The 15,017-nt window shown below is 60.0% G+C and carries 14 protein-coding genes and 1 pseudogene; 7 read left to right on the top strand and 8 right to left on the bottom strand.

From position 1 onward, the window contains the following. Window positions 1-136: 136 nt before the first annotated feature. Window positions 137-466: a DUF6665 family protein gene (locus K6N12_RS21355; protein ID WP_097627835.1), complete on the top strand. Its 330-nt coding sequence runs from the start codon at window positions 137-139 to the stop codon at window positions 464-466. Window positions 467-564: 98 nt separating this feature from the next. Then, window positions 565-1,431 (top strand): aldose 1-epimerase family protein, encoded by an 867-nt coding sequence (locus K6N12_RS21350; RefSeq protein ID WP_097627961.1) that lies wholly within the window; start codon window positions 565-567, stop codon window positions 1,429-1,431. 82 nt (window positions 1,432-1,513) lie between these two features. On the opposite strand, the gene K6N12_RS21345 is transcribed toward K6N12_RS21350, so the two are convergent. Further along, window positions 1,514-3,097, bottom strand: coding sequence for a DHA2 family efflux MFS transporter permease subunit (locus K6N12_RS21345; RefSeq protein WP_222148967.1), 1,584 nt, complete (start codon window positions 3,095-3,097; stop codon window positions 1,514-1,516). A 24-nt stretch (window positions 3,098-3,121) separates the two neighbouring features. Next, a complete protein-coding gene (locus K6N12_RS21340; RefSeq protein WP_097627837.1) occupies window positions 3,122-4,306 on the bottom strand; it encodes an HlyD family secretion protein in 1,185 nt (394 codons plus the stop codon). A gap of 135 nt (window positions 4,307-4,441) precedes the next feature. Between K6N12_RS21340 and K6N12_RS21335 the strand changes: the two genes are divergently transcribed. Beyond that, window positions 4,442-5,089 (top strand): TetR/AcrR family transcriptional regulator, encoded by a 648-nt coding sequence (locus K6N12_RS21335; protein WP_097627838.1) that lies wholly within the window; start codon window positions 4,442-4,444, stop codon window positions 5,087-5,089. A 65-nt stretch (window positions 5,090-5,154) separates the two neighbouring features. On the opposite strand, the gene uxuA is transcribed toward K6N12_RS21335, so the two are convergent. Next, window positions 5,155-6,342, bottom strand: a complete 1,188-nt coding sequence (gene uxuA, locus K6N12_RS21330) for a mannonate dehydratase (RefSeq protein WP_097627839.1) — start codon at window positions 6,340-6,342, stop codon at window positions 5,155-5,157. A 44-nt stretch (window positions 6,343-6,386) separates the two neighbouring features. Beyond that, window positions 6,387-7,106 carry a GntR family transcriptional regulator gene (locus K6N12_RS21325; protein WP_097627840.1) on the bottom strand — a complete coding sequence of 240 codons (720 nt, stop codon included), beginning with the start codon at window positions 7,104-7,106 and terminating at the stop codon, window positions 6,387-6,389. A gap of 144 nt (window positions 7,107-7,250) precedes the next feature. On the opposite strand from K6N12_RS21325, the gene K6N12_RS21320 reads away from it, so the two are divergent. The 3 genes from K6N12_RS21320 to K6N12_RS21310 all read left to right on the top strand — a co-directional run bounded on the left by K6N12_RS21320 (window position 7,251) and on the right by K6N12_RS21310 (window position 9,559). Beyond that, the gene (locus tag K6N12_RS21320; RefSeq protein WP_097627962.1) at window positions 7,251-7,652 is read left to right on the top strand and encodes a DUF2934 domain-containing protein; all 402 of its coding nucleotides are present in this window, start codon (window positions 7,251-7,253) and stop codon (window positions 7,650-7,652) included. A 37-nt stretch (window positions 7,653-7,689) separates the two neighbouring features. Next, entirely contained in the window at window positions 7,690-7,941 is a 252-nt protein-coding gene (locus tag K6N12_RS21315) for a hypothetical protein (protein WP_097627841.1), read from the top strand. A gap of 343 nt (window positions 7,942-8,284) precedes the next feature. Beyond that, complete coding sequence (locus tag K6N12_RS21310; protein WP_097627842.1) at window positions 8,285-9,559, top strand: O-antigen ligase family protein; 1,275 nt, start codon at window positions 8,285-8,287, stop codon at window positions 9,557-9,559. A gap of 110 nt (window positions 9,560-9,669) precedes the next feature. Here the strand turns inward: K6N12_RS21310 and K6N12_RS21305 are convergent, their stop codons facing one another. The 3 genes from K6N12_RS21305 to K6N12_RS21295 all read right to left on the bottom strand — a co-directional run bounded on the left by K6N12_RS21305 (window position 9,670) and on the right by K6N12_RS21295 (window position 13,111). Further along, window positions 9,670-11,664 (bottom strand): polysaccharide biosynthesis protein, encoded by a 1,995-nt coding sequence (locus K6N12_RS21305; protein WP_097627843.1) that lies wholly within the window; start codon window positions 11,662-11,664, stop codon window positions 9,670-9,672. 122 nt (window positions 11,665-11,786) lie between these two features. Beyond that, window positions 11,787-12,353: a sugar transferase gene (locus K6N12_RS21300; RefSeq protein ID WP_097627844.1), complete on the bottom strand. Its 567-nt coding sequence runs from the start codon at window positions 12,351-12,353 to the stop codon at window positions 11,787-11,789. A 230-nt stretch (window positions 12,354-12,583) separates the two neighbouring features. Beyond that, a complete protein-coding gene (locus K6N12_RS21295) occupies window positions 12,584-13,111 on the bottom strand; it encodes a hypothetical protein (protein ID WP_097627845.1) in 528 nt (175 codons plus the stop codon). A gap of 147 nt (window positions 13,112-13,258) precedes the next feature. Here K6N12_RS21295 and K6N12_RS34170 point away from each other — a divergent pair. Next, window positions 13,259-13,477, top strand: a pseudogene (locus K6N12_RS34170) (integrase); the annotation flags it as partial. Window positions 13,478-13,619: 142 nt separating this feature from the next. Here K6N12_RS34170 and repC read toward each other — a convergent pair. Continuing rightward, entirely contained in the window at window positions 13,620-14,912 is a 1,293-nt protein-coding gene (repC, locus tag K6N12_RS21290) for a plasmid replication protein RepC (RefSeq protein ID WP_097627846.1), read from the bottom strand. Between the last annotated feature and the right edge of the window lie 105 nt (window positions 14,913-15,017).

Below are 15,017 nucleotides of genomic sequence, written 5' to 3'. Positions count from 1 at the left end.
GTGGGAGCCTGGGAAAGAGATTTTGCCGCGCTTATGCCATGCTGGGAAATCGGGGGATAGTCCCGTTTCCGACCCTCTCGATCTGCACGTTTGATTTGGATATTATTGCCGCTCGCGCCAACGGAGACCTGTGCCAATGAGCGTTCGTCCGCCGCAGTCCTTCAGACAATCCGAGCAGGACAGAAACGGTTTCAACGTCCTCGAATACGAGTTGATGTCGGAACGCGCCGATGCGCTCGGGCGTCACGGGCTGAAGGTTGAGTCAACACTTGCCGCGCTGAAGGCTTGGACCGCCGACCGCCAGAGTGCCGAAGAACGCGAGACACTTCTCGATGCAGCGTCCGACGCGGTATGGGCCTTCTTCATCCAGCGTGAGATCTGCGGGCTCAGAAACAACCGCGACGCCATTCAGCGCTACGGCATTCCGAACGAGGTAATCGCGAGATTGGGCGCGGTGCGGAAATAACGCGTTGCGAGGGCGGAGGCCGCTCCCTTCCCTATTGAGTGGAAATCAACGGCGCAGAAAGATATGGCTTGGTGCCGAACCAGCGAAAGGGAATTGCGATGCCAAGCTCAATCCGGATTGGAAACCAGCATCTCACTGTCGACGTCTCCTCCCTCGGGGCCGAGATGCAGGCGCTCTCCACCAGCGACGGGCGCTCATGGCTGTGGACGGGCGATGCGGCCTTCTGGAGCGGACGGTCGCCGATCCTTTTCCCGATCGTCGGCAAGGCGCCGGACGACAAGATAACAATCGACGGCACGATCTATCCGATGGCTCAGCATGGTTTTGCCCGCCGCAGCGAATTTGCGCTTGCGGAAACCACCGCGACAATGTGCCGATACGAACTGGTCACCTCGGCGGCCACCCAGGCTGTTTATCCCTTCGACTTTCAGCTAGCTGTGACCCATGCGATCGAGGGACGCGCCTTGACGGTGACGGCAGAAGTTACCAACCGCGACCAAAAGGCGATGCCGTTCGGCCTCGGGTTCCATTCGGCCTTTGCCTGGCCGCTGCCGGGTGCTGCCGGGCACGCCCATGTCGTTACGCTCGACAATAAGGGCGAGCCGCCGCTTGTGCGGCTGCAGGGTGGCCTTATCAATCCTGTGCCGCTGCCCTCGCCGTTCAAGGATGGCCGGCTGGTGCTCGATCACGCAATGTTTGATGCGGATGCGATGATCTTTCCGCAAGGAGCGGGCGAACGCTTAAGTTATAGCGCCGAAGACGGGCCGACCATGCGGTTCCGGTTCGAAAATCTGCCCAATCTTGCCCTGTGGACCAAACCGGGTGCACCCTTCCTTTGCATCGAGCCCTGGCATGGAACCGCCGCGGAGGCTGGGAGCTCGGGCGAGCTTTCGAAGCGGCCCTCGACGACGATCCTGGCACCGGGCGCGATCGCTCGCTTCGCCTTTACCGTCGAGATTTTATGATAGAAGGTCGCGCGCCCGACAGAGCGCGCGACGCAGGCTTTTCTCCGGCGGCAGTATTTGCGGCTATAGCTGGAGGCAGTTGTCAGTGCGCGCCGGCGCCAGCGCCAGCCCGCGGCTTCTGGGTGAGCAGCAGGGCGACGGCAGCAATGGCAAGAACCACGCCGATGACGGCGAAGGTATCGGCGAAGCCCAGGATGAGCGCCTGGCGCCTGACGATCTGACCGAGAGCGACAACGGCCTTCTGCCCGGCGAGAGCGGGGTCGGAAATGCCGTGCTGCATGAAATAGGCGGTCGTTTGTGCAAGCCGGTCGCGGACCTCATCGCGGCCGAGCGTTACCGACTGGCCGATGATGTTGGAGTGGAACTGCTCGCGCTTGGTCAGCACCGTGCCGAGCGTTGCCGTGCCGACGGCGCCGCCGAGATTGCGCAGCATGTTGGTCAGGCCCGAGGCGGCGGCTGCATCTGTTGCCGCGATACCGGCGGTGGTGATGGCGGTGATCGGCGTCAGCACCAGCGCCTGGCCGATGGCGCGAACGATGTTCGGGATCCAGAACTGGTCGCCTGCGGTATCGGCCGAAAGCGTGACGTTCATGAAGCAGCTGATCGCGAAGATCGAGATGCCGAGAAAGCCGATGTAACGCGCATCGAAGCGCTTCATCATCAGCGGAACGAGCGGGATTAGCAGCAGCTGCGGCAGACCGGTCCAGGCCAGCACCATGCCGATCTGCTCGGCATTGTAGCGCTGCACCTGGCCGAGATATTGCGGCAGGATATAGACGGTGCCGAAGAGGGCGACGCCCACCAGCACGTTGACGGCAACGCCGATGCCGAAATTGCGCTGCGTCAGCAGGCTGAGCTTGACCAGCGGCTTCTTGACGGTCAGCTCGATCCAGATGAAGGCGGCAAGGAAGACGAAGGCAAGGATGCTGAGCTTGACGATGAAGGGCGAGGAGAACCAGTCCTCCTTGTTGCCTTCTTCGAGAACCGTCTGCAGCACCGAGAGACCAATCGCCATGGTGATAATTCCCGCCCAGTCGCCTTGCCTCAGCAGGTGGAGCTGCATCGGCTGCTTGTCGAGCGTCAGCGCAAGAGCCACGGCCATGATCGCGCTCGGGATGGCGTTGATGAAGAAGATCGTCTGCCAACCGTAGTTTTCGGTGAGATAACCGCCGATGGTCGGGCCGATTGCCGGCGCGAAGGTGACCGAGAGCGCAAAGATCGCCAGGCCGAGCGGCTGCTGCGGTTTCGGCAGCTTGGTTAGCACCATGGTGAAGGCCATTGGGATCAGCACGCCGCCGGCAAAACCCTGCAGGCCGCGCAGCACTATCATCGTGCCGAGATCATGGGCGAAGGCGCAGGCGATCGAAAACAGTGGAAACAGGATCGAGTTGACGAGGATATAGCGGCGGAACGAAAACACGCTGCTAAAATAGGCCGTCAGCGGAATGACGACGATCTCGCCGATCAGGTAGGAGGTGGAGATCCACGCACCGTTGTCGACCCCTGTTCCGATGCCGCCCTCGATATCGAGGAGGGAGGCATTGGTGATCTGGATGTTGAGGATCGCCATGAAAGCGCCGATCATGCCGGCGAGGACGGCGATCCATTCCCTGGTGCTGGCGCGCGGTTGCGGAATGGCCCCAGCGGTGGCTGCAATGCTGGACATGACACGATCTCCTGGTCCCTGCGCTTAGTTGCGGCTAGCATCGGCCTTGGTGTCGATGCTCGGTTGGACGGACATGCCGGGACGCAGGTCGGCATTGGCAGTTTGCCCATCCAGGACGATCTTGACGGGGATGCGCTGCACGACCTTGGTGAAATTGCCGGTCGCATTGTCGGGAGGCAGCAGCGCGAATTCCTGGCCGCTTGCCGGAGCAAGGCTGTCGACATGGCCGCGATAGATGCGGCCCGGGAAGGTATCGACCTCGATATCGACCGGCTGGCCGGCCCGAACATCGGTAAGCTGCGTCTCCTTGTAGTTGGCGATCACATAGACGGCGCTCGTCGGCACGACCGACATCAGCTGGGTGCCGGCCTGCACATACTGGCCGGCACGTAGTGTCCGGTTGCCGATAGTGCCGTCGACAGGTGCGGCAATGGTTGCGTAGGAGAGGTTCAGCTCAGCCTGATGCAGGACGGCCTGGTTGCGCGCAAGGGCCGCCTTAGCCTGGGCGAGTTCGGCATTCAGGAGATCGACCTGCTTAACGGCGGCATCGAGAGCGGCGCTGTCGCGAACAATGGTCGCCTGAGCCGCGGCGATGGCGGAAGCCGCCTGCTGCGCCGTCTGCACCGGCGCATAGCCGTTGGTCGCGAGGTTGGCATAACGCTTGTTGTTTTGTTCGGCAAAGGTCTCATTGGCCTTGTCGACTTCGACCGTGGCGCGCGCGGCGGCAATCGTCGACTGCTGTATATCGAGCGAGGCCTGCTTGGCGTTGAAGGTCGCTTCGGCCGCAGCGACATCGGCCTTGGCCTGGTCGAGGGCAGCGCGGAAATCGCGATCGTCGATGCGGGCAAGCGGCTGGCCAGCCTTGACGACCTGGTTATCGCTGACCAGCACGTCGGCGATATAGCCCGATACCTTCGGTGCGACGGTGCTATTGTCAGCCTTTACATAGGCATCGTCGGTCGCGATCTCGAAGCGGCCGACGGTCCAGTAGTTATGGCCGTAGTGAGCTGTGGCGGCGATCAGGACGATGGCGGTTGCGCCGAGCAGCAATCCGCGGCCGGCGCGCTTGCGGGCGGGAGGCTCTGACACGACGGCAGGTTCGACGATGTGCGGTGTGCCGCCGGCATCAAGGGTTGCGGGGGCGGCTTCCGCCGTGGTCTCCGGGACAGGTGCGTTGTTGTTCAAGGCCTGCAGCGTTTTGACGGACATTGTCTCTCTCCTGGGAGTGGTCGCTGTCGCTATCGGCCGCGGCCATTGAATTCAGGTGGAATGCACTTTGGAAACTTGCTGTTTTCCAAAATATGTATTAGAAAATGGATGTCAACGAGAATTTGGAAAATTGTCATGGTCCAAAATCACGAAATCGAGAAGAGGCCACGAGGCCGACCGCAAGTCCGTTGCGACGACGATACGAGAAGCGTGATCATCGAGGCGGCCAACCGGCAGTTCCATGAGAGCGGTTATGCCGCCGCAAGCATCGCTGCAATCGCACAGGACGCCGGGGTTTCGACCAAGACGCTCTACCGCCTGTTCCCGACGAAGGCGGATCTCTTTTCCGAAATGATCACGGAGCGCACGGGACGCTTCGTCACGGCGCTCGACCCCGGCACACTCGCCGTGGCGGACCTGAGGCAGGGATTGGAGCGCATGCTGACGGCCTATGGCATGCTGACGCTCTCGCTGGATACGATCACCGTGACCCGGCTCGTCATCAGCGAGTCGGACCGTTTTCCCGAAATCGCCACCAGCTTCTATGAGAAAGCCATTGTCAGAACCAACACGCTGATGGAGAACTGGCTTCGCAAGCAGATCGACCGCGGGCTGATAACCCTTGAGGATCCGCATGCCGCCTGCGGCATGCTGCGCGGCATGATGATTTTGGAGCCGCAGCGCGCCGCGATGCTGCGTCAGCAACAGCCGCCTGGGATTGAAGAGATCGCCGCAAGGGCGAGGATGTGCACAGATCTGTTCTTGAAGGGCTGCGCGCTCTGAAGCATCGATTGGGCTTCAGAGCGCGACGATTTCCGCTAAAGGCGCGACGCGGCGTCCGGGTCGCCTCAGTTCGGCGGAGCGCCCAGCGCATGCAGGATGCCGCGCAGTTCGGCGAGGCCGCGCATGCGGCCGATCGCCGGGTAACCGGGGGTGACGGTCTTATCGAGATCGTCGAGCATGCGGTGGCCATGGTCCGAGCGGAAGACGATGGTGTCCTCTGCACTGCGGCGCTTATCTTCCGCGACCAGTTCCCTGAGCACCGCGACCATGTCGACATCGCCTTCGAGATGCGCGCTTTCATGGAAGGTCCGGCCGTCGCCCTCGCGGGTCGTGGCACGCAGGTGGGCAAAGTGGATGCGCGAGGCGAAGCGCCGGGCGATCGCCGGCAGGTCGTTCTCGGCGCGTACGCCGAGGCTGCCGGTGCAGTAACACATGCCGTTTGCTGGCGATGGCACGGCATCGAAGAGAGCGGCATAATCGTCGCCCGTCGAGGCGATGCGGGGAAGACCGAACAGCGAACGCGGCGGATCATCGGGATGCAGCGTCAGTTTGACGCCGCGGGCCTCGGCAGCCGGGGTTACCGCCTCCAGGAATTCAATCAGATGCCGGCGCAGCCGTGCGGCGTCGATGCCGCTATAGGCGACCAGCTTTTCCCGGAAGGCTGGAATGGTCAGAGGCTCGGTGGTCGAACCAGGCAAAGCCGAGGTGATGATACGGGTGATCTCGGCGATTTCCTCTTCCGACATCGCCTCAAAGACGACACGGGCCCGTTCGCGGTCTTCCGCGGAATATTGCTTTTCCGCATCCGGCCGTTCCAGAACGAAGAGGTCGAAGGCCGCGAAGCGCTCATGATCGAAGCGCATGGCGGTGGCGCCCGTCGGCGTCACGAAGTCGAGATCGGTGCGGGTCCAGTCGACCACCGGCATGAAATTGTAGCAGACGATCGGAATATCGCAGGCGGCGACTGCTTCAAGGCTGGCGATCCACGCCTCGATTTCAGCCTTCGCCTCCCCGCCCTTGCGCTTGACGGCATCGGGGATCGGAATGCTTTCGACCACCGACCAGACCAGCGGCGAACGGTTGCCAGGCGTCGTCTCGATCAGAGACTGGCGCTCGCGCACCTCCTTTTCCGTCCAGGCCCTGCCGATCGGCACCTGGTGCAGCGAAGAGACGATGTTGGTCGCGCCCGTCTGGCGGACATCATCGAGCGTCACCGGCGCTTCCGGCCCAAACCATCTCCAACCTTGCCGCATCCTTCTTCCTTCCTTGGCTTTTCGTTTCGTGTCTGGATCTGCCGTCAGCAGAAATAATCGGGGTAGCGCGAGCGCAGCTCGTCGACATCGGGAATGACGGCGCTCAGGTGATGGATCATTGCAGCACGTGCCGCCGCCGCATCATGGGCGGCGAGCGCATCGCGGATGATGATATGTTCGTGCACCACATTGTCCATTCGCCCGAGCACCGGCAGCGTCAGCCGCCGCGCCCGATCGATCTGCACCTTTACCGTCTTCAGGATTGCCCATATGCCGGGATAACCTGATATCTGCGCGATCGCTTCGTGAAAGGCCTCGTCCTCTTCATGGAAGCCCGAGGCATTGCCGGTTGCGGCATGCGACCGCTGCCGGGCGATGATGGCGTCGAGACGGTCAATATCGGCAGCGGTGGCAGTCAGAGCAGCAGTCTCGACGGTCGTGCCTTCGAGCGCCTTGCGCACGACGACCGCTTCAGGGATCGCCGAGACCGGCACCCGCGACACGACGGTACCCGACTGCGGATAGATATCGACCAGCCCGCTTTCAGAAAGCCTCAGAAGCGCCTCGCGGACCGGTGTGCGGCTGACGCCGAAATCCTCGGCGATGCGCTTTTCCTGCAGTGACATGCCAGGCGGCATCCGAAGGGAAACGATATTGGCATGCAGGCGCTCATAAATGGCGCCCGCGGTGGTGACCCGGCGCAGCCTGCCGCCGATCTCTTGCGACGGGACGACCAAAACCTTGGTTTCTGACGCCTGCGGCATAACATACCCGGACTTTGAAGTTTGCTTGGCATACTAGTATACCAGTTATCACAGCCCTGCCAAGCTATTCCCTGAGCTAATGAGTAGACACTCTTTTTGGAACTTAGATCGACCGAGTTGGTTGAAATCCGCAAGGAGACGCTCATGAAAAACCCAGCACGACGCAAGGCAAGCGAAACCAAGGCACTCGGCGCCCAGCCGGAATTGCCATCTGCCGCGGACACACGCGGACGGAAGAAGGTTCGGCAAGCCGCAAGCGAAATCGACAGGCAGAGTGGCGGATCGCCGTCAGCGACCCGCGAGGAGGAAATTCGAAAAAGGGCATATTCCCTCTGGGAGAAAGAAGGCAGGCCGGAAGGCCAGCACCGGCATCATTGGGCCCTGGCCGAGCATGAACTCGATGCACGGGGCGAAATCGGCAATACTCCCAATCTCGCAGCACTGCGGGAGGCCGGGCGCGAACATACCGATGCCTTCCTCGTCAAAACGGATCTCGAAGATGCCGATCAACGCGAAGCCTCCCCCGGCACGCGCGAGCAGAGTTGAACGTCTCCCTCCAGCTCATTTCAGGAAAGGTCCCGACATGGCCGACAAACAAAACTTGAACGCCGGATTTACCGGAACACCCGCCGAGCAGCCAGAGGGGTTGACCAAAGCTGCGATATCGGCCGCCGATGGGGTGAAGCGGGAGGCCTACGCCGTCGTCTCCGGCGCAAGGGCTCACCCGCAAACCGCAACCGCCTTGGTGCTCGGCACCGGCATTCTTGCATTCGGCCTCGGCTATCTCCTCGGTCGATCATCGACCGATAATATGACACGCCGCTATTGGCGATAGCCGTTACTGCCGCGAGGTCCAAGCCGACCGTACGACCGCGACCTTCGCATCATCTCCGGCGATGCATCGCGCCCGCACTGCGTCCTCGGGCGTGACGTCGAGTTCGGCGATCTCATGCGAAAATAAATGCCGCCAAACCTCCGGCCAACCTGCACCTCAAACGTGTCTACTGCTGAAGCTGGCGATATGTCGGATTGCGACATTCCATGGAAGCACCTTCGCCCATAGATCCTGTTGCTGGAATACCACGAGGCTTAAAGCCATAGATTGCGCGCAATCCCCTGCTTGACAGGCGTGATCACGATCCTTAGCGAAGCGGCATGAGCGTGGTCAGGATCGGCAAGTGAAATACCTCAGACAACTGAAGATAGCAGTGCTCTATCCCGAAAATGGGGCGGGAAGCGCACTAGATCGGAACAACCGCATTGCGGTGTTTCTGTTCGCAATCCTTCCCGGACTTTCGCCGAACTTTAACTCGTTCATTCTTCTCGGATCGATGGTGTGGGGTCTCTGCTGTCTGGCTACGGGCGGCCTGGCCTTGAACCTGTCCAAATCCGACCGGCTGGTTGCCATCGGCATCTCGATCTACCCATTGGTGATGATCGCGAGCATATTCGTCAATCCACCCTACTCCGAAGAACTGGACTGGATATTCCGGCTGCTGCCTTTCTTTTCGGTCTGGCTGTTATTGCCGCGAATGCGCCACTCCCCCGATGGCCGCCTTGTGCCGCTTTTCATCCTCGGCGCAGGTATCGGCATGATCGTTACCTTTCTTTTCAGTCTGCTGCAGATCATGTTCCTGATGGAAAGAGCGGAGGCCGGGACATCGAACGCCGCGCTGCTGGGCGTCATAGGCGTTCTCTTCGGTGGAATCGCGCTTCTCAACGTTCAATCACCCAAGAGTGTCGAGCAACGAATTGCCATACTGGGATATGCCGCCGGTCTGGGCTGCGTCCTACTATCGGGAACGCGCTCGGCCTGGCTGGTCATTCCCGTTCATATCGTCATCTTTCTCTGGTATTTTCGCAAACACAGTTTCCATCTGAGCTTGCGCAGCCTCGCCATTACCGGCTCTTTGCTGTTTGCCGGACTTATTGCCCTGGGCAGCGGCCAAATCCTTCATCGCATCGAAGCGCTGCAGCAAAACATGGCATCGCTCGAACGCAGCGACGGCGAGGTCACATCGCTGAGTGCACGGTTTGCTCTTTACAAAGGCGCAGTATCGGCAATCAGCAAGGACCCGTTGACGGGATATGGTCCGCAAAACCGGATGGCTTCGGTGTTGGCAGAGCTGCCCGACAGCCTAAGGCCGCAACTGACCTATTCCCATGTTCACAACGGTTTTTTGACCGCGGGGATCGACGCCGGCATTTTCGGCATTGCAGCGCTTTCGCTGATGCTCGCGACACCCGTAATCGGCGCCTGGAGAAAGGAAGCCGGGCCGGGCCGGGATCTGGCCATCGCGCTCGCTTTGCTGCTCGTCAGCAGCTACGTTATAACCGGCAGCTTCGGCATCATGTTCAATCAGAAGGCCCTGGATCCGATCTTCGCCTATCTCGTCGCTCTCATTTGCGTCGATCGCGGCAGCACGGGCTTTGCGCCCGTCGTTCGAAGCTAATTGCCTGTCGCCCGCGGAAGTGGGCGGCTATGGATGACGGCATGTATAAAAACTAAAGCGCATTGCATAAATCAGGTTTGACGCAGACGCGCTTCGTCGTCTGCGACGGCTCAGGCGGCCGTATTGGTTTCGGCGCCGGTGAAAGCTAGATCCGAGACCTCACCCGTCGACGAATAGCCCGAAACAAGCTCGGCCAATATCGCACGTGCAGCGACCATATCGTTTCGATCCAATGCCGCGTTCAGCGAGTTGAGCCTTTTCAAAAGCTCCGGCCAGAACAGGAAATCCTCACGCGCCTTCATGATCCGAGGATGTTCGGTTGTTTCCGGATTATCCCCGATCAGAAGTTCTTCATAGAGCTTCTCGCCGGGCCTGAGACCGGTCACGGAAAGCTCGATATCCCCCTCGGGGCTGTTCTCGTCGCGGACGCTCAGCCCGGACAGCTCCACCATCTTGCGGGCAAGATCGGCGATGCGAACGGGTTCTCCCATATCGAGCAGGAACACATCGCCGCCCTCGCCCATCGCGCCGGCCTGGATGACGAGCTGCGAGGCTTCCGAAATGGTCATGAAATAGCGGGTTATTTCACGATGCGTCAGCGTGACGGGGCCGCCCTCCTTGATCTGCTGCCTGAAAAGCGGCACGACGGATCCGGAGGAGCCGAGGACGTTTCCGAAGCGGACCATGGAAAAATTCGTTCGCAGTCTGTCGGTTGCCGATTCTGCGGCGAGCGCCTGCAGAACCATCTCCGCCAGTCTCTTGCTGGCGCCCATCACATTTGTCGGACGCACGGCCTTATCCGTACTGATCAGCACGAAATTCGAGACGCCGTATTTACGCGCCGCGCGCGCCGCAACAAGCGTACCCATGACGTTGTTCTTGATGCCTTCCACGGCATTGTGCTCGACAAGCGGCACATGCTTGTAGGCCGCGGCATGATAGAGCGTCTGCGGTCGCCAGCTCTGGATGATATGCTCGATGCGATCCTGATCGCGGACGGAACAGAGGATCGGAACGATCTGCAGATTTTCATGCTCGTAGAGTTCGGCGAGCTTCCGCAACTCGGCATCGATATTATAAAGCGCAAACTCGTTCTGATCGAGGAGGATCAGGCTGGAAGGCGCATTGCGCAGAATCTGGCGGCATAACTCGCCGCCGATCGAGCCGCCGGCGCCGGTGACCATCACCACCTTGTTGCGCATCGCCTTGTCGAGCAACTCCTGACGCGGCGCGACCGCTTCTCTCCCCAGCAGATCTTCGATCTCCAGCTCACGAATGTCGGAGACGGCGACACGTCCCTGAGCGAGCGCCGTGAGATCAGGCAATGTGCGAACATTCACCCTGGCTTTGCGGATATGCTCCAGGATTTCGTTGCGTCGCTGCCGGGAGGCAGATGGCAAAGCAAGAAGCACATTGTGCACGCCAAGGGTTTCGGCAAGCACCGGTAGATCCGAGGGGTCATAGATCGGCAAACCACCCATGACGCCGCCCTTGAGGCGCGGATCATCATCCAGATAACCGACGACGTTGAGTTCGGCGCTGTTCGTCAAAGCGGCAGCCAGCTGCCGCCCTGCCTTGCCCGCCCCATAGATCAGGACCTTGGCGAGCATATTCTTGTGTAGGATACGCTGGTAGGCATCGCCGAGCCAATAACGGATTCCCAGCCTCGACAGCCCGATCCCGATCAGCAGCAGGAAAGGCTGGAGAATGCCGACGGTTCTCGGGACACCAGGCACGCTGAGAGCCGTAAATATCGTCATGAAGGCGAAGCCGTAGATCGCAATCGCCTTTAAAACGGTAATGAAAGCGGCCAGATTGGCATAACGGAAGATCGCCCGATACATGCCCATGACGATGAAGATGGGAAGCGCCATGCACAGCGAAACGAAAACCGGCAACCACTGCACGCCGGTCAGCACCGTCCATTCATTCAGCCGGAAGCAATAGGCCAGCCAGATCGTCAACACACAAAAGCTGGAATCCACCAGCAATGCCAGAGCGCGTTTGGCAACCCGCGGCATCGCCAGCAAAGGGGCGACGAGCGCTTGCATCGGCACTAACAACCATCGTGAGCGCGAGGTCTCAGAGGGAGAATTTTCAGGCATCGCTCACCAGCGTCTCGCAGATCAACAGACAACCACCTTCTTGTCGCTTTCTGCAACGAGCGCAACTGAAATAATCGGAAACCAAGGTCTTCCGCACCGCTTATCTATCAGAAGTAGGTAGCCTAATGCCGTATTCCCTTGCGGCGGATTACCTTGCCCGCGGTCAGAAACAGGATGCGCATGTCGAAGCCGAATGAACGCCGCTTAAGATATTCGACGTCGAATTTCACCTTCTCCGGAACAGGCAACTCGTCGCGGCCGTTGATCTGCGCCCACCCGGTCAATCCGGGCAGAAGCTGGTCGACACCATGGGCCGTCCGCAGCTCGATCAGATCATCCTGATTGTAAAGCGCCGGCCGTGGGCCGACGAAACTCATCCTGCCCCCCAGAATGCACCAGAGTTGCGGCAGTTCGTCGAGGCTCGATTTGCGCAGAAACGAGCCGATGGGTGTCAAGAACCGATCCGGATTTTCGAGCAGATGCGTGGCGACGGTTGGCGTGTCTACCCGCATGCTGCGGAATTTCGGCATCAGGAAGACCCGATTGAAACGGCCGACACGTTTTGACCAATAGAGGATTGGTCCCGGCGAAGTGAGGCGAACACAAAGAGCGACGATAAGGATCGGAACGAACAGGATCATCGAAGCAATCACAGCCAGGAAAAAATCCACCGCCCGTTTCAAGTCCATGTTCCGCAGCTCTTCCTTGCTCACCGGCGCTTACCGCTCTTTGCGCTATCGCCTTGCCGTATCGTCAAAAAGCGTTTCGCGTCAACTGCGAGACATCGTGAATCACCCGACATATTGGCGGCCCGCTCTCGCCTGGAAGAATTAGCCATCAGACGATGCCGTCGTGCCATTGCCTGATAGCTGGACGTAGGGATGACGGGAACGGTATCGGCAATACAGGCCTGGGCCATTCACTTCCACTCGTAGGACTTAAGCGAGCGGTACGGCCGCTCCGCCACCAAGGCAGACGGATCGTCGATCGTCGACAGACGCTGCAAAGCATCCGCCTCATCATTAAACCCGATGAATACCATCAGCATCGACCGGGCTGCCGGCTGACCCTTCTTGCGATAGGAAAAATTGACTGCGCAGTGGGGGTATTGGGCGTCCACTGCGCGCGCAGATGCACTGCCGCTTCCGGCGCGCTTATCAATCCCGCCGGCCATTGCGACGAACTGACCAAGAGCGAAAAACCGGTCGATTGCGGAAAAAGCCGTGGACTGCGATATCTGATGGTTGGACGCGGTTTCAGCCGAGTGGCCGTAATAGATGCTGTCCGTCAGGCCTTTGCGCCGTTTCGTCTCATAGACGATGAGGCCGCCCGCCGCCACCAACTCCAGACGAACGTTAAAAGTCTGAAATCGTTCAGGATGCGTATCCAGTTCGGCAAACAAGGTCCTCAGGTCCGCAATGTAGTCCGCGTATAGAGCAACGTTCATGGGCCTCACCCGTGGATCTCTCGTCTTGAATTCGGGTTTCCTAACACACGCGCGTTAAACGCAACACGTGTTTCCAGGTTGGAAGCAGAGTGGTCATTGGCATATTCAGAGACAAAACCACCCGTCGCCCTCGCTCGGAGATCACCGGGCTGGACCGCGGCCGCGGCTGACAAAGGCCTGCTCGTCACGCTGCGTGGTACGACCGGTTGGATCGAGGTTGAGACCTGGATCAAGTTTGCCCGGATTGCAGAGGGTCCCCTCTCCCGCCGCGTCCGTGGCCAAGGCAAGGATGTTGGACCGGACCGCCTCAACGACCAAGAAGTGACGCGCCTCGTCGAGAAGGTGCCGGACGCGGTATCCGCGGGCGACCTGTTCGCGCCATGTGCAACCATCTAACTGCATGATCCAAAAGCAAGAAGCCCCCAATCAGAAGTTATCTCCGCTTTCATTTCCGTCACATTTCGTTAACCATAAAAGTTGTGCTGGATCGGTCTTGAAAAGCGAACCTTCATCCTGTCTTCCCTCTGATCGGCGAATTGGCGCGGGCAAGGGCCATCAGCATCGGACCGATGGCAAATTCTCCTTTCTCGGCGCGGCGTGTCAGATCGCGCAGATAGCCGCCGGCCGAGTTGATATGGCCTGCCCTTTCGAGGACGCAGGCCATGACGGTTGCGGCATTTTCAGGCCCCATGATCTCGCAGGCCTCTTCATAGGCAGAGGGGCTGACGCCGAGCATCGAACGAACGACCACGGCCGCCCCCATCAGATCGCGCCACGTGTCGACCGACCCTTGTGGTCCATAGGCTGCAATCTCAGGGCAGGCCTGCAGCACCAGCCCCAGCGGGAAGGATTTGAGCCCACCATTGGCAGCGGAGGCAGCGTGTGCCCTGGACACATGCTCGTTCTTCCGTTCATCTTTGTGTATTTGGGCTATCGGTTCGGCCCGACCTGCCGATCGATCATCCGACCTCGCGCCCTGCTTCGTTTCGAAGCTTGGTTCAAGTTCAGAAGTGCATTGTGAGTTTGAATTCTGTATGTGCCGCTCAGTGTGTTGGGCATTGCCGCCTTGATTGCGGGTTTTAACCTGCATTTCCAACTGATTGACGATCTCTTCGCGCAACAGTTCCAATTCGTCGAGCGTGGCGGCGACCTGTTCCGCGGATGCCGACCGTGGCAGGCGCTCGACGGCATTGCGGAAATGCAAATGGATCGCACTCCAATCGCCGGCAGCCCCCTCCTCTAACGCCATCTCGATAAGTTTGGCGACGTCGCGCCGGCAAAGCGTCAGACGTTCTCTGAGCCGCTGCAGGTGCAACCGTTCCGCAACCACCTCCGCCGCCAGCCGCTCGATCTCCTCTGCGCGCGCGAGCAGCGGCGCCAGCGAGAAGCCGAATGCCTCGCGCAGCTCTCCGCCCTGCTCCTTGCGGGCGTAACGCTTGCCGTTCGGGCTATCCTTGCGGATCAGCAAGCCGGCCTCGATCAAGCTCGCCAGATGCCGGCGGATCGTCTGCTCCGCCATTCCATGCGCGCGCAGGGAGAGTTGTGCATTGGAAGGAAACACGACAAGCCCGTTGTCTTCAGAGATCTCTCCCTTGGGGTAGAAGCTCAGCAAGGCGTTCAGAATAGCGAGCGCCCGGTCGGTGACGCCGAGCAGCGGCCTCGCCTCGCACAGCGCACGATAGAGTTTCCACTTATCAATTGATTGGCCGGGCTCGATGTTTCGAGCAGCCGCTTGGCTTGCCAGCATGCCAAACGTCATCGGCCGCCGCCCGAAGGGCGTCGTCACACTTCCGCTTTCCATTGTCTTCGCCTTCTTCAAGGCAAAAGAACGCAGCTCACCAAATTCGGTGCCAAAGACTCTTGACTATGATTCGCGGAAATGTGATTCTCTGGGTGTCTAGATCAG

It is taken from the genome of Rhizobium redzepovicii (assembly GCF_019793435.1).
GTDB classification, from domain to species: Bacteria; Pseudomonadota; Alphaproteobacteria; order Rhizobiales; family Rhizobiaceae; genus Rhizobium; species Rhizobium redzepovicii.
The sequence above is the reverse complement of the archived record's forward strand: the minus strand, read 5'-3'. Positions and strand labels throughout refer to the sequence as shown.

Bases quoted from the DNA above. Each gene is read 5' to 3' on its own strand.
- K6N12_RS21355 (WP_097627835.1), top strand. From the start codon at position 137: ATGAGCGTTCGTCCGCCGCAGTCCTTCAGACAATCCGAGCAGGACAGA.
- K6N12_RS21350 (WP_097627961.1), top strand. From the start codon at position 565: ATGCCAAGCTCAATCCGGATTGGAAACCAGCATCTCACTGTCGACGTC.
- K6N12_RS21345 (WP_222148967.1), bottom strand. From the start codon at position 3,097: ATGTCCAGCATTGCAGCCACCGCTGGGGCCATTCCGCAACCGCGCGCC.
- K6N12_RS21340 (WP_097627837.1), bottom strand. From the start codon at position 4,306: ATGTCCGTCAAAACGCTGCAGGCCTTGAACAACAACGCACCTGTCCCG.
- K6N12_RS21335 (WP_097627838.1), top strand. From the start codon at position 4,442: ATGGTCCAAAATCACGAAATCGAGAAGAGGCCACGAGGCCGACCGCAA.
- uxuA (WP_097627839.1), bottom strand. From the start codon at position 6,342: ATGCGGCAAGGTTGGAGATGGTTTGGGCCGGAAGCGCCGGTGACGCTC.
- K6N12_RS21325 (WP_097627840.1), bottom strand. From the start codon at position 7,106: ATGCCGCAGGCGTCAGAAACCAAGGTTTTGGTCGTCCCGTCGCAAGAG.
- K6N12_RS21320 (WP_097627962.1), top strand. From the start codon at position 7,251: ATGAAAAACCCAGCACGACGCAAGGCAAGCGAAACCAAGGCACTCGGC.
- K6N12_RS21315 (WP_097627841.1), top strand. From the start codon at position 7,690: ATGGCCGACAAACAAAACTTGAACGCCGGATTTACCGGAACACCCGCC.
- K6N12_RS21305 (WP_097627843.1), bottom strand. From the start codon at position 11,664: ATGCCTGAAAATTCTCCCTCTGAGACCTCGCGCTCACGATGGTTGTTA.
- K6N12_RS21300 (WP_097627844.1), bottom strand. From the start codon at position 12,353: ATGGACTTGAAACGGGCGGTGGATTTTTTCCTGGCTGTGATTGCTTCG.
- K6N12_RS21295 (WP_097627845.1), bottom strand. From the start codon at position 13,111: ATGAACGTTGCTCTATACGCGGACTACATTGCGGACCTGAGGACCTTG.
- repC (WP_097627846.1), bottom strand. From the start codon at position 14,912: ATGGAAAGCGGAAGTGTGACGACGCCCTTCGGGCGGCGGCCGATGACG.